This is a genomic window from Marinomonas sp. ef1 (genome assembly GCF_002806845.1).
Taxonomy (GTDB): Bacteria; Pseudomonadota; Gammaproteobacteria; order Pseudomonadales; family Marinomonadaceae; genus Marinomonas; species Marinomonas polaris.
Genome location: NZ_NHTT01000016.1, coordinates 16,814 through 39,138, shown reverse-complemented (window position 1 = coordinate 39,138; position 22,325 = coordinate 16,814). Strand labels below are relative to the sequence as shown.

Below are 22,325 nucleotides of genomic sequence, written 5' to 3'. Positions count from 1 at the left end.
ACTAAAAGAAGGAATTGCGATGACCTTACTAAAAGAAAGATCGACCGATACATTATTAACAAGCGGCAGTATTCCCCAGGAAGCTTTCGATTGGTACGACGAATACGCTCATGGCGACATAGATCGACGCACCTTTTTATCTCGCCTTGGAACACTTAGCGTAACTGGATTAACTCTTTCCGTCGTCGCTGGAGCACTAACACCCAACTACGCGTTGGCGGAGCAAGTGTCATTTAATGACCCAGATATTACAGCTAGTTATGTGGTGTACGATTCACCCAATGGGCACGGTAAAGCTCGCGGCTATTTAGTTCTTCCAAAAAACGTCAATGCTGACAACAAAGCCCCAGCCGTGCTGGTTGCTCACGAAAACCGTGGTCTTAACCCATATATAGAAGATGTCGCCAGACGCTTAGCAAAAGCAGGATTCATCGCCTTTGCTCCTGATGCGCTGTTCCCTTTGGGTGGTTATCCTGGCAATGACGATAAAGGCCGAGAAATGCAGAAAACACTGGATGGAAATAAGATTGAAGGTGATTTCATGGATGCGGCAACTTTATTGAAAAAACATGAATTAAGTACTGGAAAAGTCGGCATGGTCGGCTTTTGTTATGGCGGTTACTTAACCAATGCCTTGGCCGCTTCAATGCCAGATACTATCGATGCTGGCGCACCTTATTACGGCACACCAGCTAAGTCCAACATAGATAAAATAAAAGCACCGTTGCAGCTGCATTTTGCCGAATTGGATAAACGAGTGAATGATACTTGGCAAGATTACGAAGCAGCGCTAAAGGCTAATAAGGTTGATTACACAGCCTATGTGTATGCTCAGGCAAATCATGGTTTTCACAATGATTCCACAGCTCGTTACCAAGAGAAAAATGCCGAGCTGGCATGGGAACGCACCATTAGTTTTTTCAAAAAAACATTAAGCGCTTAGTCTATGTAAGGCGTTACGGACGACTAACTTAAGCCGTAACGCCTTTAATATTCTTCACATTAATGGAAGACGATGCTTCATTGTATTTAAAATCAATACCGCGAACATTCGGTGTTTGTCGCCACAAGGACTCACACAAATCAGATACGCTGATATCATTACTAGATTGCAGCCAAGCAACAACTGCACGGGCAACATTCGGGTAAGATATCTGTACCACTCGGCTAGTTTCTAGCCATTCTTTAATCACTTGTGAATTTAAAACATCACTTGTTTTAGCTATGCCTAAAAAATCTAATGCAATGGCATTGGAATGCTGTTCAATTTGACCTTTTAATGGTTTTGCTAAAATACGACGGCCAAGCTGCAAGGCCTCAGAATTTAATTCAAATCCTGCATTACAAAGTACAGATTCGCATTCACCTAAGTTCTTTTGAAATACTTCTCGACCAAAAGGGAACACTTCTACATTGCCATACACACCAGGCTCAATATCTTTGCAATGAAGACGGAAACGATAATTCGGCACGCCATCTAGCCAATCCAACACAGCTTCACTGTTTTCAAAGGGCAGATAGACTAAAACTTGCTCAGGATCGGCCATGTTTTTTATTTGCTGAGCATGAATGAGTGGCGGCAAAATGGGATGACCAAAGTGATGCCAATGAGCACCTAGCTGAGTCGCAGCGGGCGCAAAGTTTGACATTATCCACTGAGCAATAAAGTTCTTCTTATAGCGAGGAATATCATATTTAAATGCATACTGATGACCAAACCCTACGCAAGGCACACCTTGACGTTTGGCCGCCCAAGCGACAATAGGCTCAAAATCCGTAATCACCAAATCGTAACCACGGGTATCTATCGAGCGAATGTCTCGGTACAGCTTATAAAAATTGACACTTTTACAAGTTGCGTACAGATCTAGTTGCCCATTTCGCGCCACAAAGCTCAAACCTTGGAAGGTTCGATAGTTACCAAATACAGCCATATCAAAGTAATCTTCTGGCGGACGACCAGAAAAAACAAAATCAACTTCTACGCCAGCAGCATGCATTTCTGCTGCCATAGCTCTTGCTCGAGTAATATGACCATTACCTGTCCCTTGAACACCGTACAATATTTTCATGCTAATATCCCTATTGCTAACGCAGCACAAGCCGTGCCTAACAAAGCACCAATTACCGTATCAGTTGGGAAATGAACACCAAGAAAAATGCGCGATAAGCCCACATTTGCTGCCCAAAAATACAACATCAGGTTCATACTTGGAAACCATTCAGATAAACAAAAGGCCATAAAAAATGCCCCTGAGGTATGTCCTGATGGGAAAGAAAATTGATCAGAAGGAATAATAAAACTGCTAAAATTATCGAGCGCATCAGCTGGACGATTACGCTTAAAACCTCGTTTTAAAACAAGATATAGAATACGCTCGACTGCAAAGCCCAATAGCAAAACAAGCGTCAAAGAGAGCTCTCCAGCAAACCAAAATAAAAGCGCTAAAAAAGCATAAATCGGGCCATCCGCTGAAAATGAAATAGCGCGCCCAATACGAGTCAGTGTCGCTCGGTGCTTTCTAGCCATACACCAAGAAAAAGTCTGTACATCTACTGCGTGGATATTCTGAAGTATGTTCATACTTATCACCTCACTGGTTTTGTCTTACTCTCAACATAAACCAGTAAAATGTCCGTTCTGTGGCATTACTATGACAACTTAGTGACAGACAGTAATCACAACTTTCAGGCAAAAAAATACCTCGTCATAACGAGGCACTTCAAAGCTTACAATATCAGATTATTTAAAGCCTATGATCAAGCTATAGCCAGTTAGTAAGCATTATCCCAATACCAAGCGACTGAGTCTGATGATTATAATCCAATAAGGATTGCCCATAACCATTAAAGTACTGAATATAGCCACGGCTTTTACCCCACAAAGGAAAAGTAAAACCGACCTGGATAGCCCCTCTGTTATCGGATGATTTAAGGTTATTTCTCAACATTACGTCAATCGTATAATCATCAATAACGTGTATTATATTGAACTCACCATAGCCGTAATAGTTTTCAATATTCGGGTTATCATCAACCTTTGAGCTCTCAGGAATCCGATACCAAGGCTTAAAAGAAAAAGCGGTATCGCCATGCTCAAACAGGAAGTCCACATAAAATCGATTCCACGAACGAGACAGCTCATTTGACTGGCCATTGGACTGATGAACAAAGCCGTAAGACACATAATCAGGGTTAATACCTAGAAAACCATGCTTTGGCTTGGTAACAATAAAGGCTTCAGGCTCATGGTTAGTATCACGAAAAGGTGCCGAGATACTACTGTTATACGCCTGCCAATAAGCTTGCTGCGTGTAAGCAAACCACAAACTACTATTTCTACCCACTACATCATAAGCAACGGGAAACTTAAGACTAAATTGAAACTTAAACTCTACGCTTTGTAGACTTTCAGAATCGCTCGCATCACCTAAAAAAGCACGATCGTTAGGATTAGATGTATAAGCAATAGGTAAAAAATAATTCGGTTTATGAGGTGTTAAAACAAACGGATTATTTACTGTTGCCGTTTCTCTATTCTCTCTTTGTTGCAATAACCCGTTGTCTTCTTTAGCCCGCTTGGCAGTAGATTCTGGTACTTGGGGCTCTTCTGGAGAATAAGCCTCCTCACCACCTTCAACAACCGTCGCTGTATCAGAGGTATTAAAAAAACTATCGCCTGATTTATCTAACGTAGTTGATTCCACTTCAGCCCATAGCAAACTTGGAAGAAGCATTATTGAGCATACAATGGCTTTCATTACTAAAACCCTTAAGTGAAAAACACTATTTCATTGGGACAGAACAACCTTTTTAGCGTAGGTATCACGTTCCATTTCACACACTTCGACCGAAAAACTAACATCTTTTAATGAAAATTGTGTTAATGCTTCTAGAACCAAATGAGAAAGATACTTTCTTTGCTCTATTGTGCGACCAGAAAGCATTCGCAGAATGACATGGACAAATGCATCTTCTTTTCCTGCTGTTAAAAAACTCTTATATGGAAAACTGCGTAATTTGATGTCTTCTTCAGTAAACAATGTCGAGGCAATACAAGCGCCTTTGACGGCTTCAAGAAGGTCAACTGGTGGCACTTCTTGTTCTAAATTTTGGCTATATTCAACAATGCAATGTGGCATTTAAAACTCCATTTTTAGATTTATTGGACGTATTTGACTAATAACCACGAAGCATATCAACAGCCGGCGGAATATTACCCGTTAATCGATACTGTTTAATATTCGTAGCTACAATTTCACTGGCACTAACAGGGTGTGTTGGTGCTGAAATATGTGGTAATACTGTAATAGAATCATGCAGCCAAAACGAGTGATTTATAGGCAACGGCTCTTGCATGAAAACATCCAATACAGCGTGAGACAAATCCCCTTGATCAAGTTTCGCCAATAGAGCTTCATCATCAATTATTAGACCACGGGCAAAATTAATCATGCTTGCTCCAACAGGCAAACAAGACAAATTTTGATGATTAAGCAACCCCTTGGTCTCCATCGTCAAGGGCAAAAGGCAAACGAGTATATCACTTTGATTCAGTAATGGGATGAGCCCCTCTTCACCGTGAAAACACTCCACGCCTTCAACCTGCTTTGGATTACGACTCCACCCAGCAACAGAAAAACCATTAGCAACTAAACGCTGCGCACTAACACGCCCTAATTCACCCAACCCAAGTACGCCAATTCGACGATCCTGAGCACGCACCATAGGCTGCTGAACCCAAGACTGTAAAGTCTGCTGTTTAGCGTATCTTGGCATATCTCTATGAAGGAAAAGCGTCCAGGCTAAAACGGCTTCTGACATAGTTTCAGCCAAATTGGAGTCAACTAACCGAACAATCGAAAAAGATGGCGACGATAATTCATTGATCATGCGTTCTACACCGGCCCATACACTATGAACCCACTTCAATGAAGGAAGAGACAGTAAATCTTTAGGATCTGGGTTGGCGACAATAGCGATTTCACACAGCTGTTTTTGCTCTGTAGTTAAATCGGCAAAAGGGACAATCACTTCATTGGGCATCGCTGATGATAAATGCTTAATCCAATTTTTTTGTTCTGCTAAATCTGCACGACTAACAAAAGGAATCATTTCTCATACACCTGGGCTAAGTCTTTAAATCCTTTTAACTCAATGGCATTACCACTTGGGTCTTTAAAAAACATAGTCCACTGCTCGCCCGGCAAGCCTTCAAAGCGAACACTTGGAGCAAGATCAAAAGCCACATTGGCTTCCGTTAAGCGCTTAGCGACTTTTTGCCATTCATAAAGTGGCAAAATCAAACCAAAGTGAGGCATAGGGACAAGATGCTCGCCCACTCGCCCCGTATTTGTCGTCGGGCTTGGCGTACCTAAATGTAAAGACAATTGATGACCATAAAAATCAAAGTCTATCCAGGTCTCGGTACTGCGACCTTCAATACAGCCTAAAACCTGAGTATAAAAAAGTCGTGTTTCATCTAAGGAAGTGACATGGAAAGCATAGTGAAATAAAGCAGACATAAGGACCCCTAACAATAATAGATTAGGTTAGAAAATACAGTACACAGGATAAAAGTAAACATGAAGCCGTTGTACAGCAACATATAGCAAGCATTAGAAATAGAAATGGCGATAGAAAATAGCCTAAGAAGCTGATTCGATAAGCATAAAATCAGCTGCTAACCAAATAATTTTATAGACTATTTCCACTGCCATATATATTAATTTGTTACTGCAACCTATCTTCCACAGATGAGGCTTTTTCTTGAAGCGCAGCCATATTGATATACTCAGGTCGTACATTAGGCATTGGGTTAATCTCTGAGAACAATACTGAACGACTTTGATTTTCGATAATTCGAACATGAGAGCGATTTAGCTCTCTTGGTTCTTTCACTCCGCAAGAATGCGCAATCATCCCAATACCATGTAATAGCTCTGCAGCGTAGTTAGCCACTCGTTCAGATTTTTCAGCAGCCACTAAGCCTTTTTGTAAATCAGGATTATGGGTCGTAATACCAGTCGGACAGGTATTTTTATTGCATTGCAATGCTTGAATACAGCCAAGAGAAAACAAAAAGCCACGAGCAGTAACAACGAAATCAGCACCCGCACTCAAGGCCCATGCCGCTTTTCCAGGGACAATCAGTTTTCCCGAAGCAATAATTTTAATGTAACGACGTAAACCATAAGAAGTCACAATATTCACCACAGTTGGCAAGCTTTCACGTAAATGCATACCAACATAATCCATTAATGGTTGAGGCGCTGCGCCTGTTCCGCCGTCTGAGCTATCAATTGTAATAAAGTCAGGACAGTAATCGATGCCCTTTTTATGTATTAACTCACATAGGGTTTCAAAAAACTTCAAATCCCCAACCACCATTTTAAAACCAACGGGTTTAGAGGTAACTTGACGGACATGGCGAACCATATTTAATAAATCATCAATGGATTTTATATCGGTATGACCATTTGGACTGATTGAGTCCTGACCCACTGCAATACCTCGAGTATGTGCGATTTCTTCGGTTACTTTTGTTCCTGGCAACATGCCACCTTTACCAGGCTTGGCACCTTGACTCATTTTAATTTCAAACATGCGTACATTTTGGTGTTCGGCCAAAGTCGCCAATTTGCTATCGTCTAAGTGGCCTTCTAAATTACGCACACCGTATTTTGCGGTGCCGATTTGAAACACCAAGTCACAACCACCTTCAAGATGATAAGGCGATAAGCCGCCCTCTCCGGTATTCATCCAGATCCCCGCTTTACGAGCCCCTTTTGACAAGGCTTGAACTGCAGGCTTAGACAAAGCACCAAAACTCATACCAGAAATATTCACCACAGATCGAGTGCGATACGGTTTTTTCGCAGTATATTCACCGATACAAACCTCTCTAGGTTGTGCGGCATCTTCATCTAGAGTTGGAAAAGCACAGTTTAAAAAGAAAATATCTCCCGGTGTTTCTAAAGAACGAGTCGAACCGAAAGCAATCGTCGAATCAACTTTTTTAGCCGCTCGATATGCCCACGAACGCTCAGCACGATCAAATGGTCGCTCCTCCCTATCCATTGCAAAAAAATACTGTCGAAAAAACTCGCCTAGGTGTTCAAAGAGGTAGCGAAAACGCCCAACAACAGGATAGTTTCGTCTGATTGTATGACTGGTTTGATGCGTATCAACCCAGTACATCACCACCACTGAAATAAGAGCTAAAAACAGTAAAAATACGAATAGCAACGCGCCCCAATGAATGGTCAATGTCGCCAATGAAGACAAAAAATCCATACTTAGCCCTTAAGATGAAATGGTGATATGTGAATTGATTTTTAATATTACGCTATAAAAAAGGCTTCAGCGTGGCTGAATCATGAACAAATGCAGTAATAAATTCATTTGGCGGCAAAGGATGTCCAAAATAATAACCTTGGTAATAAAAACAATCTATCTCTCGCAACCGATCATAATGAGGTAAGGTTTCTACTCCTTCAGCGAGAACGCTGATATTAAGAGCCTTTGCCATGGCAATAACCGCGTGAACAATCGCCTCATCACTTTTATCTGTCAATAAATCACGTACAAAAGACTGGTCGATTTTCAATCTATCAATAGGTAAAGATTTTAAATATTTAAGAGAGGAATAACCGGTTCCAAAATCATCAATAGAAAGGTGAACACCTAATGCTTTTATGGCGTTCATTTTCTCCAAACAGGATGAAAGATCGTTGAGTAGCATATTCTCCGTAATCTCAAGGTCAACACAGCTTGCAGGGACATCATGCTTTTCTAACTGTGCTTTTAACATAGGCAAGAAACCCGCTTGTTGAAACTGAATAGGGCTAACGTTAATCGACATACGCCATGATAATTGCCACTTCCCCTCTTTCAGCCAAGTCGCCACTTGGGACAAAGCTTCATTTAAAACCCAATGACCTATTTCAACAATAAGTCCTATTTCTTCTGCCACAGGTATAAATTCAGCGGGTGAAATAAAGCCCTTTTTCTCATCCTTCCAACGAATAAGCGCTTCAGCACCAATCAATTCATTTTTATCGTTGGTTTGCGGCTGATAATACAACTCAAACAATTTAAATTCCGTTGCATGATGAAGTGCCTTTTCCATTTCAAGACGAGCATCTGAAATTGCCTGCATCTCTGGTTTATACAAAGCAAAGGTATTACGCCCAGATTCCTTGGCACGATAGAGCGCGGTATCTGCTTGCTTTAAAATGGCTTCAGTTGAACCTTCATTACCATCAAAAATAGTGGCTCCTAGGCTCGCGGTAATATGAACTTCGTGGTGGCCTGCTTTTTTGACTTGCTGACAGGCATACATAATGCTTTCAACAAAGCCCTTAATCGCCTTTTCAACTTTATCTTTATCATCTCCGATATGAGTCAATAAAAAAGCAAACTCATCACCACCCATTCTAGCAAATACCACATTCTCTTCGGTCAACGAAGAAAGTTGTGAAGCAACACAGCAAAGTAATTGGTCACCAACATTATGTCCTAATGAATCATTAATGGTTTTAAATCTATCAAGATCCATAAAAACAACAGCAGAGTAGCTCAAAGTAAGCTTCTGCTGCTTACGCTTAAAGGTTTCATTAAGCTTATCAGCTAAATATTGGCGATTAGGTAGATTGGTTACCGAGTCGTAATAAGCTAAATGATGTATATGTGCTTCCGTTTCTTTACGTTCTGAAACATCACGGATCAGAAGCAACACTTCTGTTCTATCTAATACTTTATATTTTGCTAAGCGTATTTCGACAGGAAGTTCAACATCTCGAATCAGATAAATGGTTTCAACTGTTAATGGCGAGTTGACCTCGACAGCGCTTAATGAGTTTAAAAATGGCAACCAAGACGAAGAGGTATGAAGAGTTTCCAAAGAACTAGACTTGAGTTCTTCAGCACTCATTTTTAGCATGCGTTCAGCCGCAGTATTTACTAAGATAATTTGATTATTTTCATCCAACAACAGAATACCATCGGCGGCATGCTCTATCATTGCCTTGGTATGACTATCACTTCTCTCTAAATCACTCAGCGCTGTATTTAATTTCTTCCATAATCGCGCAAAAGTAGAATGTAAATTCCCTAGTTCATCAGACTTATGGTGTCGATAAAATGACTTAGGCAATGGCAACTCTTTTTTATAACCAACTGTCGATAAAGATTCAGTGAGACGCATCAAGGGGTGAGTAACTAAAAAGTAAAAAACTAAGGATATCAATGACGCCAACAACACATCTTTAAATAAGTTATAGATCAAACTGGCAAGATGTTCTTTAAATATTTTATCAAGAAGAAAGCGTTTTTCAGGCAATATAAGCAACCGTCCGGCTTGAAAAATAGGCGTTTCTAAACGAAGTTCGCGACTATAATCCTGAAGGTCAGGTAGAAAATAATTGGCTAATGAACTAGATACTGAAAAATGACGTTTAGTTGCTGTTGCTTCTACGAATAGATCACCAGACTCATCGCGAACTTCTACATGAGCAATAGATGGGTTAAAGAGTAAGCTATCAATTTGTTGTTGAGCAAAGGCGGTATCTAATCGAAAAACCGCTTCGGACAATGGCTTTTCAACCACTGCAAGTAACTCTTTAAAGTCTTGATTTATTTCGGTTTTCTGAGATCGCACTCCATCAACGAATTGAATACCACTGCTGACTAAGCTTAAAACAATCGCAAGTGCTAAGGTTAAAATTGCTTGCTTAGTAAATAATGATTTTGAAAATACGACACCCATTTTTACTCACTTAAATTTTTATATCCTGCTGCCACATAACCTTTACAGCATCCATACTAATAAAAATCACAAAAGAGACTGGAAATAACATCTTATCCACCAGACAAAAAATCTAATTTTTTACATTTATCATGCACATTAGCAAGACTGACACTTTATTCAAGGTTAAACAAGACGATATAAAAATAATTTATACTTCCTATGATATAAGTCATAATATAAGTCACTATGAGTATAGGGAGCAAAACATTCCCCCAATTTGTAAATAAAAAAGCCAGTATGAAAACATACTGGCTTTAGAAGCGACTATATATTGATAAAGCAGATAGTTAACCTATCACTGCACCATCTTCACGAGATATGGCTATCACACTAGAACGCGGTACAGACTGACCGCCATCAGGCCAATGAGAATGACCTTCTTCCCCTGGGTGCTGAACACCAATAAACATAGTAGTACGCTCGGCATTCCAGGCAGAACCCGTTATTTCAGATTCTTTTGGTCCGACTAGGAAACGACGAATTTCACCCGTTTCAGGATCGGCAACTAACATCTGGTTATTACCTTGGCCCTGGAAACCTTTTTCATTAGAGTAATTACCGTCTGTTTGAATCCACAATAAGCCTTTAGAATCGAACTTCAAGCCATCAGGCGAGTTAAACATGTTGTCTTGATTAACATTTCTAGAACCCGCATTGGCGTCGTCATACACTGCAGGGTTACCCGCTAAAACGAACAAGTCCCATTTGAACTCATTATGAGTATGATCCGAGTCCATTGGCATCCAACGTACGATTTGACCAAAGTTGTTTTTTACACGAGGATTTGGACCACCAGCTGGCGTTGCATCACCACCCGCATTTGGCTTAACGCCGCGATTTTTATTATTCGTCAATGAACAATATACTTCCGCTTTATGAGGATGAGCCGCTACCCACTCTGGACGATCCATGGTTGTAGCGCCGACTTTAGATGCAGCCATACGAGTATGAATCGAAATTTCTGCGTCAGTCATACCTGTAGTTTTAGGCGTAAGCGCCAGCCACTCACCACGGTTGTTGTCATGGAATTTAGCAACATAAAGAGTACCTTCTTCCAGGAGATCTCGATTATTGCCGCCAGCCAAATATTTGTGCTTAGAAATGAAGCGGTATAAAAATTCACCACGCTCATCATCACCTAGGTAAACCACGACATGTCCATTCGCTGCAATAGTCAGTTCAGCGTTTTCGTGTTTAAAACGACCGAGAGCCGTGCGCTTTTTAGGACGCGAAGTTGGATCTAGTGGATCGATCTCTACAATGTAACCAAAGCGGTTTGGCTCATTTGGCTCTTTAACTAGGTTAAAACGATCATCCGCCATAGCCCAGTTGTAGCGACCTTCGGTGCTCATGCCGTAGCGTTTGAATGCTTCAGGCATTTTGTAGTCTTTGTCGTTTGCCGTGAAGTAGCCATTAAAGTTCTCTTCACAAGTCAAATAAGTACCCCATGGCGTTTGTCCATTGCCACAGTTATTCCAAGTCCCTTTAGCCACTAAACCTTTAGGGTCTTCTGATGTTTGCATCCATTTATGACCACGCGCTGGGCCAGTAATATCCATGGCTGTATCAGCAGTAATGCGGCGGTTGTAAGGAGAGTCCTGGACGATGCCCCATTTACCACCACGTTGCGCCACCTCGATAATGGATACGCCATGGGCTGCTTTGTTCTTGCGGACATCATCAGCTGTTGCAGGCATGCCATCACCACGATTAGCGTGAAGTGTTTTCTCATTGGTATATTCATTGTTAATGGCCATGATTTGTTTGCCATCTTTAGAGAAGAAAGCCATGCCGTCATTATGATCGCCAAATGCTAACTCTTGAGAAGCGCCTGTGCCACCTGTCGCCGCATCAAAAGCAGGAGCATTGCTGAACAATGGGTCCCCCCAAGAAGCGACCACTTCCCATTTGTAGCCTTCAGGTACAGTCACGGTATCCAACGAGTTGGCTTTTACCATGCTGAATGCAAGACGAGACTCTGCCGTTCCAGCAGCTAGCGCTTTACCCGCAGCCAATGTCGTCGAGCCCATAACAAAAGCACCAGCTCCAACGGCCACACCGCCACCTAAAAAGCCGCGGCGAGAGACCATTTTAGTAGCGACTTCTTCGAACTCTACCACTTCAGGTGCTGGTCGTACCAGCTCATCTAATTCATCAAACCCTAGTTTTCTGTTGTTCTTGATATTCATAACACTGCCCTATTATTTATAAAAAATTTGTCGCCTAGGCACTCGAACTTCGGGGGCTTACCCTTTATAAATCGATCCTGGCTACTGGTTTTAGTGTCTATTTTTCAAATACGCTGCTTCCCCCTGCAAAAGGAAACTATCAATGAATTTACGGATAAAACATTACATAGAAATGACAGTAGAACGACATTGTGTTTAGATGAAAAAACATGTGTCAGGAAGACTCATATAAAAGACAAAAAAACGAGCAGCATCATAATAAAAAATATATCTATTAAAGGATGAATTTATGGTTAAGACCTTACGCAACATTCCAATTCGCTTACGCCTAACAGGTTTAGTAGTCTTTTTTTCATTAGGGCTCATCTCTGTTGTTTATTTATCGCTAACCGTCAGCAAGCAATCCTTGCTAGATGAAAAATACGCACAAACAAAAAACGTTGTTGAAACCGCTACAGGTGTATTCAATTACTTTTACAAACTTGAACAATCTGGAGAGCTAAGCCAAGCTGATGCCCAGCGCTATGCAATGAACATGGTTAAAGATACCCGCTATGCAAAGTCTGAATATTTCTGGATTAATGACTACAACGCAGCCATGGTTATGCACTCGGTAAACCCTTCTCTAGATGGCAAAGACCTATCCAACTTAGAAGACCCCAATGGCAAAAAGCTCTTCTCAGAGTTTGTCAAAGTGGTTAAAGCACAAGAAGCTGGTTTTGTGGATTACCTTTGGCCAAAACCTGGAAATAACACACCTGTAGAGAAAATATCTTATGTCCAAGGCTTTAAACCGTGGGGATGGATCATTGGCTCAGGTATTTACTTAGATGATGTGGACACACAATATAATAAAGAGGTCACTAAACTAGGTTCAATTAGTGCAGTCATTATACTAATCGCCCTCTTCATTTCCTTTTTGATAGTACGATCTATTCTTGTACCTATTGGGCAAATACAATCCGCCTTGCATAACATTGCAGATGGTGAAGGTGACTTAAGAGCCCGCCTACCTGAATCCGGTAAAGATCAATTGACCCAAATTGCCATTTACTACAATACGTTTGTAGAGCGCCTTTCACTCACTCTTAGTAAAGCTGTTCTGCTTAACCAAGAAGTCGAAAATAAGAGTCAGGAGCTAAAATCTGTTGCTGGAAAAACACAAGCCATTACACAACAGCGTGAAGGCATGTTTTTGCAAATGGCAGAAACCATAAAAGAAGTGGATGATTTTAAAAATGAGGTTATCGACAGTACTCAATCAACTCTTGCGTCAGCTCAAATCACGGTAGAAAAAACTCAAACAGGACAAAATGCGATTAATCAAACCGTCGAATCTCTTGAAAAACTTTCTTATGAACTAGAAGCAGGTCTAAGTACTGTTGTTCAATTAGCAGAACAATCGCAAACTATTGGGTCGGTACTCGATGTCATCAGCGCCATCGCAGAACAAACCAACCTATTGGCTCTTAATGCCGCCATTGAAGCCGCTCGCGCTGGTGAACAAGGTCGAGGTTTTGCTGTAGTAGCAGACGAAGTGAGAGGGCTAGCAAGCCGAACTCAGGCCTCCACGGATGAAATTCAAAACATGATTAGCAAACTTCAAAGCGGCGCAAAAGAAGCCGAAGCTCGTATCACTGCAAGCCATCAGCAATCACAAAAAACCACTGAAGAAATAACGCTCACCACACAATACCTGCAAGCTATCGCTACATCAGTAGATGGTATAAATAGCGCAAGCAACACCGTTATCCAAAGCGTTAATATGCAAAGCGACGCTGTTCAAAGACTTAACCATCTCAATGAGAAAGTATCGGAACTATCTACTCAGGCAGGCAAATTGGTTCAACAAAATAATCTAACCAGTGAATCACTTGCTAAAACAGCGAAAGAAACTCAAGACATAATGTCAATTTTTAAACTTTAAGATTGAAATAGAAACAGCCGATAAGTCATCACTTATTGGCTGCTTTACATTTAAGAATAAGAGCCTACGTATAAACTTGGTTTTCCATATCGTACTTCCAAGCCGTCTCTGATGGATTTTTTTAAACCTTTCACAACCAAACCATAGGAATGATCAATCAGCCTTTCTATTTCGCCCATGGGTAAATCACCATCTAAAATGACGGAGTTCCAGTGACGTTTGTTCATGTGATAAGCAGGAATAACCTCAGGGAAAATATCACGTAGTTCAATGGCATGATCAGGTGCGCATTTTAAATTAAGTAACAACTGGCCTTGCTTCTTAACCAACAAGGCAAACATCTTTCCTTGTACTTTAAACACAGCAGTGTGGTCATCAAATGGGTAATATTCTTCTGCTTCAGGTTTCAAAAGCAGATACTTTTTAAGTGCTGTTGAGTCCAAAATAGTGCCCTTTCAGATTCCAAATAGCCCTGAGTATAAAGCAAAAAAGCCGCTTACTGACAACCCGTAAGCGGCTTTAAATAAATACTATACCTAAACAAGGCTAACCTTGGTGAGCAAGGTACTCATCATATGTACCTTGGAAATCAATAACCTTTTGACCTTTAATTTCGATCACTCGGTTTGCCAAAGAAGAAACAAACGCCCTATCGTGGCTTACGAAAATCAGCGTGCCGTCAAAGTCTAACAAGGCATTGTTTAAGGCTTCGATCGCTTCCATGTCCATGTGGTTTGTTGGCTCATCCATAACTAAGACGTTTAAGTCCATCATCATCAACTTACCAAACAATAAGCGGTTTTTCTCACCACCTGAACACACTCGTACTTTTTTGTTGAAATCGTCTGCAGTGAACAACAAACGCCCAAGCATCGCTCGTACTTTTAGGTCGTCATGTTTAACAGTTCGCCATTTGGACATCCAATCAAACAAGGTTAAATCACAGTCGAAATCATCAGTGCTATCTTGTGGGCAGTAACCTATCTCGGCGTTTTCAGCCCATTTGATCTCGCCATGTTTTACATCTAGTTCTTTCATCAAACAACGTAAGAAAGTAGTTTTACCTGCGCCGTTTTCACCGATAATAGCCAGTCTTGAACCCGCTTCTAAAATAATACTGCCGCCAGAAAAAAGTAACTCGTCATACCCGTGGCCAATATCTTCTAAAATCAAAGCATGACGATGAAGTTTCTTGTCCTGTTTGAAAGACAAAGATGGTGTCATTCGGCTTGACTGTTTAACTTCTGACAATTCAATTTTTTCTAATTTCTTAGCGCGAGAACTGGCTTGTTTTGCTTTAGATGCATTAGCAGAAAAGCGATTCACGAACGCTTGAAGATCATCCATTTCCGCACTTTTCTTCGCATTTTCAGTTAATAACTGTTCGCGAATCAAAGACGAGGCTTCCATGAAGTATTCGTAGTTACCAGGGTAAATACGCAATTCACCAAAATCGATGTCTGCCATGTGAGTACATACAGAGTTCAAAAAATGACGGTCATGGGAAATGATAATCATGGTGCATTTACGTTGATTCAATACACCAGCCAACCAGTTAATGGTATGGATATCCAAGTTGTTGGTTGGTTCGTCGAGTAGCAAAATATCAGGATTAGCAAACAAAGCTTGCGCTAATAAAACACGAAGTTTCCAACCCGGTGCAACTTGGCTCATCAAACCAAAATGAAACTCTTCTTCGATGCCCGCTTCCAACAGAATATCGCCTGCGCGACTTTCCGCACTGTAACCATCCATCTCGGCGAATTCCGCTTCTAGCTCACCCGCGCGCATGCCATCTTCTTCACTCATTTCTGGCTTAGAGTAAATGGCGTCACGCTCTTGTTTGACTTTCCAAAGCGCCACATCCCCCATAATAACGGCGTCAACAACAGTATATTCTTCAAAAGCAAACTGGTCCTGACTCAAGGTACCGACTTTTTCACCTGGAGTAATAGATACGTTTCCAGATGTTGGCGTCAGCGCCCCACTAAGGATTTTCATGAAGGTAGACTTGCCACACCCGTTCGCACCAATTAAGCCATAGCGATTGCCGTTACCGAATTTTGCGGAGATGTTTTCAAACAATGGCGTTGCGCCAAATTGCATGGTGATATTAGCCGTGGAGATCAAAGGAAAAAGCCCTAAACAAAGAGAAATGAAAAACGTTTATACAGACCACAAAATCAGGGTCAAAAGACAAACACAAAGATGGGCGAATATAGAGACTTAAGGCACTAAAGTCGAGGGTTAAGTGTCGTTTTTTTGAACAAGTCGGTGTATTAGCAAAGATTATTTATAGAACAAACTCACAGCGCTCAATCACAGTGCATGATTCTTAATACTATCTTTTAAATACAGCTATCTTTCGATGCAACAAAAGGTGTTGCTGAGGAGGACGTGTCTTCTTCGCTAGAAGGTGTTCTATCTTCACTTTCAGAAGTCATACTCTCAGATGAGGTGCTTGCTTGTGCAGTGCTGTTTGCCATATAAACAGATACTTGCGTCATTAAAAAGCTTAAGACATCTCGACTAGCACCATTAAGCAAGTTTTTTCTAACCTTCCTTGTGATATCAAGTTGTGTACTTGCACCTAAAACAAAGCTAGCAATCAACCCTGTCGGGCTAGTCGCTTTGTCTAGAATATTATCAACAGCGTTATCACGTGACAATTTGGCACGTTTTTCCAAAACCTGAGTACGCAAATAAAGGCGCTCTCGCTTTTGGTGCATTTGTTTAAGACCAAACATATCCTAATCCTCATCCGTTGGAATAATGGCATCCAAAGTACGGGTAAAATCCATGCTTTTCAATGTTCGTTTCACAAAATAAAGCAAGACGATGGAGCTTAAGAAGGTCACTAAGGTAGCGGTTAACAAAATGCCAGCAAGAGAAAATCCGTAGCTCCATGCAATCGCGGCACTGCTGGCGATAATTAATAACCAGGTAGTAAGCAATAGGAAGATCACACCACACATTAAGGCAAGGAGCTGGGCACTGGACGTCACCCATAACTTCGCTTCTAATGCTCCAAGCCCCAATACACTCTTTAGCCAACTTTTATGAGTATCAATCACATCATCCAAGTCAGATTTTTTTTGCGATGAATCAGAGTGCTGTGGTGTTTCCATCTATACGGTTTCCATGCTTATTTACGTTTACATAAGAAACTAGCAGCTAGCGCACCTGCTAAGAACGCAATACCAATGGTTTTAACAGGATGCTCTTTAGCATACTCACCAACTGCTGAAGATATTTTTTCAGATTGGTTTTTCGCAGTATCGGCGATTTTATGTGCTTGCTCACTGATTTGGTGAGCCACTTCTTCGATGCGTTCTTGACTATGCTCTTTCATTTCAGCAGCACCATCTACTCCTTTATGAGCCGCTTCAGCAACGCTATCTACTTTTTCATGAGCTTTAGATTGAGCTGTACTTTTCGTTCCGGTAGCCATTCTTAATTCTCCTTTCAGAAATAAAACTAACTTTAAAATGCTCGTGAAGGTAAGGTGTTTTCTTGTTTTTTTAGAATCTCTTTATTAAAAAAGAGTCAACAAACACAAGTGATCAAACAAGAAAGCGCCAGCTACACTTCACTATTTACACTACGTGGTTAATTTATAATGGTCAAATACACTAGAAAAAACGTCCCTTCTTTCCTTTTTTTATAGCCGATCTTTAAAGAGTGAGGTGTTTACATAGTAGTCTTTAGAAAATATGCAAAGAAAACCTAAGGTAGATTAAGGTATTATTAGCAACTCAGTAGACATATAGAACAATTAGCAAAAGAACAAAAAATAGAAATAAAAAAGGGTAGAAAAGCACTATTTCATGCGCTTCCTACCCTTTTAAAATCGACTCATAGTAGCTCCGATTTATCTATTCAGGATTTATATCGAGTTTAAATAATATACAAAAAATATAGACTATTTTTTAACATCTACCCAAGCATCCCAGCCCCTCCATTCATCCATGTCTAAATTACTTCCGGCCTCAATATCAGCTAGTACTTCAGCATGGCGGTTAAATAACTGTATGTTCAATAGTTTTTTAATAAAACGAGACATCTAAGCTTCCTTATCTTTCATGATTTTGGAAATATCATGCTAGCATTGAAAAACTAAAGGGTACGTCAGCAACCCCTAAAGAAAGTCTATTTCCCTATTACTCGAACTATCCTTTAGTTTCTTGACGTATGGTTCTTATATGAAGCCAAAAACACTCTAATACGCCTAAAAATAACACTATATGAATGCTTTAAGGAGATTGGTACTCTAGCAAGACAATGATAGAAAAAGTGTCATGATTTTTTCATCCGCGTTACTAATAGCTGCTCGACTCTCACGCCTTCCAAATCCAGTACTTCAAACTTGTAGCCTTCATAGACAAAAAAATCTGTACGCTTAGGCAAGCGTTTTAAGCTGTACGTAATAAAGCCACCAAGTGTTTCATACTGAGTTCGGTCAGGAAATTCTTCTATACTCAAACTGCGCATCACGTCATTAATCGGCGTTAACCCTTCAATCAACCAAGAATTCGGATCACGCTGTACAATTTGCTCTTCATCATGCGGTGTTAATAAACCGCCCATAAAGCCACCCAATAAATCTTTCACTGTCACGATACCAACAATAGTTGCGTATTCATTTACAATGACAGCAAAGGCTTGTGGCGCCACTCTGAATGCGTTGAGAGCCTCGGAAAGCGTCAAAGTTTCCGGCAGATAAAATACTTCTTTATCAACTTTTTCCGGTTTAATTTGCGCCGGCTCACCTTTTAGTACCAAACGTAATATTTCTTTCGATTCAATAATGCCTTCGATTTTATCTAAGCTACCATTACAGACTAGAAAATCGTTATGTGGATGATCGATAATCTTCTGGCTGATTTCTTCACTACTGTCATCAATATCAAAATAGATAATTTGATCACGAGGCGTCATGGTACTAGAAATGTTTCGAGTTTCTAATTCAAACACATTACCAATAAGCTGATACTCTTGACTCTGCAAACTACCATCTTCAGCACCAGCGTCCATCATGGCGACAATGTCTTCTGTGGTAACAACTTCTTGGCGCTCAATAGGCACATTAAACAAACGTAGAATTAAATTGGTAAAACCATTAAACAAAAAAACCACGGGGGTTAATAAGAAAGTCACCCAAAGCATAGGCGTAACCATTCGAATTGCTACGGCTTCAGGCATAATCATCGCCAAACGCTTAGGTAACAGATCGGCAAATAAGATAAACAGTGACGTTAAACAAAGAAAAGAAAAGACAAAGCTAACTTGATCCAATAAGGGTCCAGAATAAAGCAAGTTTACCACTTGCTTTATATATGGTGTAAGCGCTTGCTCACCCACAATACCGCCCAAAATAGCAATCGCATTCAGTACGATTTGAATCATAGCAAAAAAAGCACCCGGCTTTTGCTGCAAGGTAAGAACAGCTTGCGCTTTAACATCGCCCTCGTCAGCGAGGACGCGCAATTTAATTTTCCTAGCTGCCGCCATGCCTATTTCAGACATAGCAAACAATGCACTGGCAATAATCAATAAGCCAATACTAAACATATCACTCATTTCTTTCTCTCTTTTTACGAAAATGCTAACTCAAACGCGGGCAGGAATATTCTATTCCTAGGGCAAAATATATAAATATAAGCGCATTATAGAAGGAAGTTGAGTCGATACAACGCTTATTTTTTATACTTTCAGAAGGGTAAAATGCAATACTAAATACCTTTAGGAAGACGTAGAATAAAGCAATTAAACAGTATTAAAAACATCTATTAATTCACAAGGTTGACCATGATTATCACACTCACTACACCAGCCATGTTGTTTCCTGCGGTTTCACTGTTGCTATTGGCTTACACCAACCGCTTTGTGACACTGGCCTCGATTATTCGTAACTTTGACCCAAAGCTAGAAGACGCAAACATTACAGAGCAAATAACCAACTTACGTAAGCGAATTTATTTGATAAGACGCATGCAGGAAGCCGGTGTTATCAGCTTTTTCCTTTGTGTATTATCCATGATGGCGATCTATCTTGAGTACCAACAAATAGGCAGTTACATTTTTGGTGCTAGCCTTATTTGCCTGATGTATTCTCTGTATCTATCTGTCAGAGAGATCACGATCTCTTGCGATGCCTTAGAAGTACATTTGCAACACTTTAGTACCAATTTTAAAAAACAAAATCGAAAAAAATAGAGCCAATCAGGCTTCGCTACCTTAAAATTTGAACATTAAATCCTTTCAAAGAAGAGCTAGCAGAATACTGCGAAAAATATTCGGCGAAGTTTTCGTCCACTACTTTTTTATGGGTTAAGCTGGCATGCCGAAGAAACAGTGTGCCATTTTTGCGAATAGCAAGCCCTTGGTGTGAGACGTTCATATTCGTACCAATATATTGTCTTAATGACCAATCAGGGCGAACCATACTGATCACGCTGCCGGAAGGAATACGATCTAATACCTCTTGGTTAACGTGCCGATCACTGCCAAGAAACAATTCAGTTAAAGGAACATAAGGCAAATAAGCCGGTTCTGGGACAAAAGCCTTTCCTTCTGCATGCAACTGAGCCAATAACTCTCGACAATCGCGGGAAGATTCTGCATCACAATGAATCACATCACTGCTAATACGTTGATACCAGGCGGCTTTATCGACAATCGTCTTTGCAACTCGAGCGCCACCATTAGCAACATCTGGCGTTATATCTTGCAACATAGCTTGATTATTATGAAACCAATCTAAGCTAGGGAAATGATTTCGCGTCACAAAGGAAACTTTTGCATCTTTATAACGCAAACGCATCAAGTTTGTTTTAAATGCTTCAGAAGTGGATGACATAGCACCAGCCAATACCGTTTCAACATAGGTAGTACAATCAAATACATCAAAACGAGTAAGAGGGTCTTTATCATATTTCCCTTGTTCTCCTTCCCCAACACTACCACCTACATACTCAGAACCAAGTAAAATACGACTCAAAGTATCTATTTTTTCTGCATGAGTCGAAGCTGAAGAAGCGGAAAGTTTAGTAGAGTTATCATCTATTGTTTTATAGAAAAGCACTTTATTCGTCGAATCAAGTTCATTAATAGCCATAGCAGGCGACAAGAAAAGAATAAGCGTACTAGCAACAACCGCCTTTTTAAAACTACCCTTCATACACATTCCTGCTCATACAGCTTTCAATTTGAAACATAAAAAAACAATCCTTGTTTAAAAAACAATCGCCCTATTGTGCTAGACTCAACTGATAATTTGAACTAAAGGCTCGACAATGCAAATCAATAACTCGTCATTTATTTATGGCCAACAAGGTCTACAGCGTAGCCAATACAAGCTAGATCAAGCAAGCCAAAAAGTAGCCGATGCGTCGACTCAAACATTGAGCCAGCCCACTTCCGCCCAAAACTCTGGACTTTACGGCTCTCCTATTCAAGATGGCTTGATAGAAGCAAAAAGCAGTGCATTAGAAGCGCAAGCGAATGCCAAAGTTCTAGATACTTCCGATAAGACCATTGGCCGCCTCATCGACATAACAGTCTAAACAATCCGATCTACTTACAGCTTAAACATTTGAGCCCAGCAACTCGTGAATTTCATCAACCGATGTAAAACGCACAATGCGAGCAACTTCTTGCCCATCTCGAAGCAAAATTAATGTAGGCCAAAGCTTTACGCCGAATTGGCGACCTAGCCGCTTTCCTTTACCGTCAAACACCTTAATATGAGTTAGCTCTAGATTTCCCTTCATTACTTCTTCGACAGAGTCATGTGAAGCCTGACAATGGCCACACCAAGGCGCACCAAACTCTAAAATAGCCATGCCTTTTAGGCTATTGATCTCATCAAGACTTGGGGATTCTTCTGTATATTCTGGATTAAACCCTATTTGCGTTGCGTGCATCAAAAAGCCCTCTCTTCAATATTTGAACAAATCACGTCTATATGAGATAAAGCATTACTAAATAATAATCATAAGGTAAGGATAAGACACCATGTTCAGTCACGTTATGCTAGGCGCTAATGACATACAAGCTTCAAAAACATTTTACGATGCTACTTTTAAAACGCTTGGCTACAGCGAAGGCTTTGTCGATCCAAAAGGAAGATGTTTTTATCGCACAGATACAGGTTCGTTTGCCATTACAAAACCTATTAACGGCGAAGCAGCGTGTCACGGAAATGGCAGCACAATAGGATTTTCAGCAAAATCTGAAGAAGTTGTCAATGCATGGCATGCAGCGGGCATAGCAAACGGTGGAACCACTTGTGAAGATCTACCAGGCATTCGTGAAATGGGCAGTATTAAGCTGTATTTAGCTTATTTACGTGATCCATCCGGCAATAAGCTTTGCGCTTTGTATAAACTTTGATCAT

At 40.6% G+C, this 22,325-nt stretch carries 23 protein-coding genes; 5 read left to right on the top strand and 18 right to left on the bottom strand.

The genetic code is table 11. The features are described 5' to 3' along the window. Window positions 1-19: 19 nt before the first annotated feature. Window positions 20-943, top strand: coding sequence for a dienelactone hydrolase family protein (locus CCS02_RS18665; protein ID WP_100187159.1), 924 nt, complete (start codon window positions 20-22; stop codon window positions 941-943). Window positions 944-971: 28 nt separating this feature from the next. Here the strand turns inward: CCS02_RS18665 and CCS02_RS18660 are convergent, their stop codons facing one another. The 9 genes from CCS02_RS18660 to CCS02_RS18620 all read right to left on the bottom strand — a co-directional run bounded on the left by CCS02_RS18660 (window position 972) and on the right by CCS02_RS18620 (window position 12,000). After that, the gene (locus tag CCS02_RS18660) at window positions 972-2,072 is read right to left on the bottom strand and encodes an MJ1255/VC2487 family glycosyltransferase (protein ID WP_100187158.1); all 1,101 of its coding nucleotides are present in this window, start codon (window positions 2,070-2,072) and stop codon (window positions 972-974) included. Next, a complete protein-coding gene (locus CCS02_RS18655) occupies window positions 2,069-2,584 on the bottom strand; it encodes a phosphatase PAP2 family protein (RefSeq protein ID WP_100187157.1) in 516 nt (171 codons plus the stop codon). Before CCS02_RS18655 ends, CCS02_RS18660 begins: the two co-directional genes overlap by 4 nt. Window positions 2,585-2,765: 181 nt before the next feature. Then, window positions 2,766-3,761 carry a phospholipase A gene (locus CCS02_RS18650; protein ID WP_100187156.1) on the bottom strand — a complete coding sequence of 332 codons (996 nt, stop codon included), beginning with the start codon at window positions 3,759-3,761 and terminating at the stop codon, window positions 2,766-2,768. 30 nt (window positions 3,762-3,791) lie between these two features. Next, window positions 3,792-4,142: a 5-carboxymethyl-2-hydroxymuconate Delta-isomerase gene (locus CCS02_RS18645; protein WP_072841009.1), complete on the bottom strand. Its 351-nt coding sequence runs from the start codon at window positions 4,140-4,142 to the stop codon at window positions 3,792-3,794. A gap of 37 nt (window positions 4,143-4,179) precedes the next feature. Beyond that, window positions 4,180-5,115, bottom strand: a complete 936-nt coding sequence (locus CCS02_RS18640) for a 2-hydroxyacid dehydrogenase (RefSeq protein ID WP_100187155.1) — start codon at window positions 5,113-5,115, stop codon at window positions 4,180-4,182. Next, entirely contained in the window at window positions 5,112-5,525 is a 414-nt protein-coding gene (locus CCS02_RS18635; protein WP_100187154.1) for a VOC family protein, read from the bottom strand. The genes CCS02_RS18640 and CCS02_RS18635 overlap by 4 nt, the downstream gene beginning before the upstream one ends. 208 nt (window positions 5,526-5,733) lie before the next feature. Next, entirely contained in the window at window positions 5,734-7,296 is a 1,563-nt protein-coding gene (locus CCS02_RS18630) for an FMN-binding glutamate synthase family protein (RefSeq protein WP_100187153.1), read from the bottom strand. 52 nt (window positions 7,297-7,348) lie between these two features. Then, window positions 7,349-9,769 carry a putative bifunctional diguanylate cyclase/phosphodiesterase gene (locus CCS02_RS18625; protein ID WP_100187152.1) on the bottom strand — a complete coding sequence of 807 codons (2,421 nt, stop codon included), beginning with the start codon at window positions 9,767-9,769 and terminating at the stop codon, window positions 7,349-7,351. A 329-nt stretch (window positions 9,770-10,098) separates the two neighbouring features. Next, window positions 10,099-12,000, bottom strand: a complete 1,902-nt coding sequence (locus tag CCS02_RS18620; protein ID WP_100187151.1) for a PhoX family protein — start codon at window positions 11,998-12,000, stop codon at window positions 10,099-10,101. 289 nt (window positions 12,001-12,289) lie between these two features. Here CCS02_RS18620 and CCS02_RS18615 point away from each other — a divergent pair, with 289 nt between their 5' ends. Next, complete coding sequence (locus CCS02_RS18615) at window positions 12,290-13,927, top strand: methyl-accepting chemotaxis protein (RefSeq protein ID WP_100187150.1); 1,638 nt, start codon at window positions 12,290-12,292, stop codon at window positions 13,925-13,927. 50 nt (window positions 13,928-13,977) lie between these two features. Here the strand turns inward: CCS02_RS18615 and CCS02_RS18610 are convergent, their stop codons facing one another. The 7 genes from CCS02_RS18610 to CCS02_RS18585 form a co-directional block, all read right to left on the bottom strand. Next, a complete protein-coding gene (locus tag CCS02_RS18610) occupies window positions 13,978-14,370 on the bottom strand; it encodes an MmcQ/YjbR family DNA-binding protein (protein ID WP_100187149.1) in 393 nt (130 codons plus the stop codon). 103 nt (window positions 14,371-14,473) lie between these two features. Then, window positions 14,474-16,057: an ABC-F family ATPase gene (locus tag CCS02_RS18605; protein WP_100637421.1), complete on the bottom strand. Its 1,584-nt coding sequence runs from the start codon at window positions 16,055-16,057 to the stop codon at window positions 14,474-14,476. 218 nt (window positions 16,058-16,275) lie between these two features. After that, a complete protein-coding gene (locus tag CCS02_RS18600) occupies window positions 16,276-16,674 on the bottom strand; it encodes a hypothetical protein (protein ID WP_100637420.1) in 399 nt (132 codons plus the stop codon). Window positions 16,675-16,677: 3 nt separating this feature from the next. Continuing rightward, entirely contained in the window at window positions 16,678-17,055 is a 378-nt protein-coding gene (locus CCS02_RS18595; RefSeq protein ID WP_100187147.1) for a hypothetical protein, read from the bottom strand. A 17-nt stretch (window positions 17,056-17,072) separates the two neighbouring features. Next, window positions 17,073-17,378, bottom strand: coding sequence for a DUF883 C-terminal domain-containing protein (locus CCS02_RS18590; RefSeq protein ID WP_100187146.1), 306 nt, complete (start codon window positions 17,376-17,378; stop codon window positions 17,073-17,075). A gap of 471 nt (window positions 17,379-17,849) precedes the next feature. Further along, window positions 17,850-17,990 (bottom strand): hypothetical protein, encoded by a 141-nt coding sequence (locus tag CCS02_RS22195; RefSeq protein ID WP_157789894.1) that lies wholly within the window; start codon window positions 17,988-17,990, stop codon window positions 17,850-17,852. Between the two features lie 233 nt (window positions 17,991-18,223). After that, entirely contained in the window at window positions 18,224-19,507 is a 1,284-nt protein-coding gene (locus CCS02_RS18585; RefSeq protein ID WP_072841029.1) for a hemolysin family protein, read from the bottom strand. 228 nt (window positions 19,508-19,735) lie between these two features. Here CCS02_RS18585 and CCS02_RS18580 point away from each other — a divergent pair, with 228 nt between their 5' ends. Continuing rightward, entirely contained in the window at window positions 19,736-20,143 is a 408-nt protein-coding gene (locus CCS02_RS18580; protein WP_072841030.1) for a DUF2721 domain-containing protein, read from the top strand. A gap of 16 nt (window positions 20,144-20,159) precedes the next feature. Here the strand turns inward: CCS02_RS18580 and CCS02_RS18575 are convergent, their stop codons facing one another. After that, the gene (locus CCS02_RS18575; RefSeq protein WP_100637419.1) at window positions 20,160-21,107 is read right to left on the bottom strand and encodes an N-acetylmuramoyl-L-alanine amidase-like domain-containing protein; all 948 of its coding nucleotides are present in this window, start codon (window positions 21,105-21,107) and stop codon (window positions 20,160-20,162) included. 115 nt (window positions 21,108-21,222) lie between these two features. Between CCS02_RS18575 and CCS02_RS18570 the strand changes: the two genes are divergently transcribed. Beyond that, window positions 21,223-21,492: a hypothetical protein gene (locus CCS02_RS18570; protein WP_100637418.1), complete on the top strand. Its 270-nt coding sequence runs from the start codon at window positions 21,223-21,225 to the stop codon at window positions 21,490-21,492. 21 nt (window positions 21,493-21,513) lie between these two features. Here CCS02_RS18570 and CCS02_RS18565 read toward each other — a convergent pair whose 3' ends face one another. Continuing rightward, entirely contained in the window at window positions 21,514-21,852 is a 339-nt protein-coding gene (locus CCS02_RS18565; protein ID WP_100187143.1) for a thioredoxin family protein, read from the bottom strand. Window positions 21,853-21,943: 91 nt separating this feature from the next. Between CCS02_RS18565 and CCS02_RS18560 the strand changes: the two genes are divergently transcribed. After that, window positions 21,944-22,321 (top strand): VOC family protein, encoded by a 378-nt coding sequence (locus CCS02_RS18560; protein WP_100187142.1) that lies wholly within the window; start codon window positions 21,944-21,946, stop codon window positions 22,319-22,321. Window positions 22,322-22,325 lie beyond the last annotated feature (4 nt).

What these genes read in the sequence shown, in the direction of transcription:
- CCS02_RS18620 (WP_100187151.1), bottom strand. Translation starts at nt 12,000, where the DNA reads ATGAATATCAAGAACAACAGAAAACTAGGGTTTGATGAATTAGATGAG.
- CCS02_RS18645 (WP_072841009.1), bottom strand. Translation starts at nt 4,142, where the DNA reads ATGCCACATTGCATTGTTGAATATAGCCAAAATTTAGAACAAGAAGTG.
- CCS02_RS18600 (WP_100637420.1), bottom strand. Translation starts at nt 16,674, where the DNA reads ATGTTTGGTCTTAAACAAATGCACCAAAAGCGAGAGCGCCTTTATTTG.
- CCS02_RS18640 (WP_100187155.1), bottom strand. Translation starts at nt 5,115, where the DNA reads ATGATTCCTTTTGTTAGTCGTGCAGATTTAGCAGAACAAAAAAATTGG.
- CCS02_RS18595 (WP_100187147.1), bottom strand. Translation starts at nt 17,055, where the DNA reads ATGGAAACACCACAGCACTCTGATTCATCGCAAAAAAAATCTGACTTG.
- CCS02_RS18580 (WP_072841030.1), top strand. Translation starts at nt 19,736, where the DNA reads ATGATTATCACACTCACTACACCAGCCATGTTGTTTCCTGCGGTTTCA.
- CCS02_RS18585 (WP_072841029.1), bottom strand. Translation starts at nt 19,507, where the DNA reads ATGAGTGATATGTTTAGTATTGGCTTATTGATTATTGCCAGTGCATTG.
- CCS02_RS18560 (WP_100187142.1), top strand. Translation starts at nt 21,944, where the DNA reads ATGTTCAGTCACGTTATGCTAGGCGCTAATGACATACAAGCTTCAAAA.
- CCS02_RS18660 (WP_100187158.1), bottom strand. Translation starts at nt 2,072, where the DNA reads ATGAAAATATTGTACGGTGTTCAAGGGACAGGTAATGGTCATATTACT.
- CCS02_RS22195 (WP_157789894.1), bottom strand. Translation starts at nt 17,990, where the DNA reads ATGTCTCGTTTTATTAAAAAACTATTGAACATACAGTTATTTAACCGC.
- CCS02_RS18570 (WP_100637418.1), top strand. Translation starts at nt 21,223, where the DNA reads ATGCAAATCAATAACTCGTCATTTATTTATGGCCAACAAGGTCTACAG.
- CCS02_RS18635 (WP_100187154.1), bottom strand. Translation starts at nt 5,525, where the DNA reads ATGTCTGCTTTATTTCACTATGCTTTCCATGTCACTTCCTTAGATGAA.
- CCS02_RS18650 (WP_100187156.1), bottom strand. Translation starts at nt 3,761, where the DNA reads ATGAAAGCCATTGTATGCTCAATAATGCTTCTTCCAAGTTTGCTATGG.
- CCS02_RS18615 (WP_100187150.1), top strand. Translation starts at nt 12,290, where the DNA reads ATGGTTAAGACCTTACGCAACATTCCAATTCGCTTACGCCTAACAGGT.
- CCS02_RS18590 (WP_100187146.1), bottom strand. Translation starts at nt 17,378, where the DNA reads ATGGCTACCGGAACGAAAAGTACAGCTCAATCTAAAGCTCATGAAAAA.
- CCS02_RS18575 (WP_100637419.1), bottom strand. Translation starts at nt 21,107, where the DNA reads ATGAAGGGTAGTTTTAAAAAGGCGGTTGTTGCTAGTACGCTTATTCTT.
- CCS02_RS18665 (WP_100187159.1), top strand. Translation starts at nt 20, where the DNA reads ATGACCTTACTAAAAGAAAGATCGACCGATACATTATTAACAAGCGGC.
- CCS02_RS18630 (WP_100187153.1), bottom strand. Translation starts at nt 7,296, where the DNA reads ATGGATTTTTTGTCTTCATTGGCGACATTGACCATTCATTGGGGCGCG.
- CCS02_RS18565 (WP_100187143.1), bottom strand. Translation starts at nt 21,852, where the DNA reads ATGCACGCAACGCAAATAGGGTTTAATCCAGAATATACAGAAGAATCC.
- CCS02_RS18625 (WP_100187152.1), bottom strand. Translation starts at nt 9,769, where the DNA reads ATGGGTGTCGTATTTTCAAAATCATTATTTACTAAGCAAGCAATTTTA.
- CCS02_RS18655 (WP_100187157.1), bottom strand. Translation starts at nt 2,584, where the DNA reads ATGAACATACTTCAGAATATCCACGCAGTAGATGTACAGACTTTTTCT.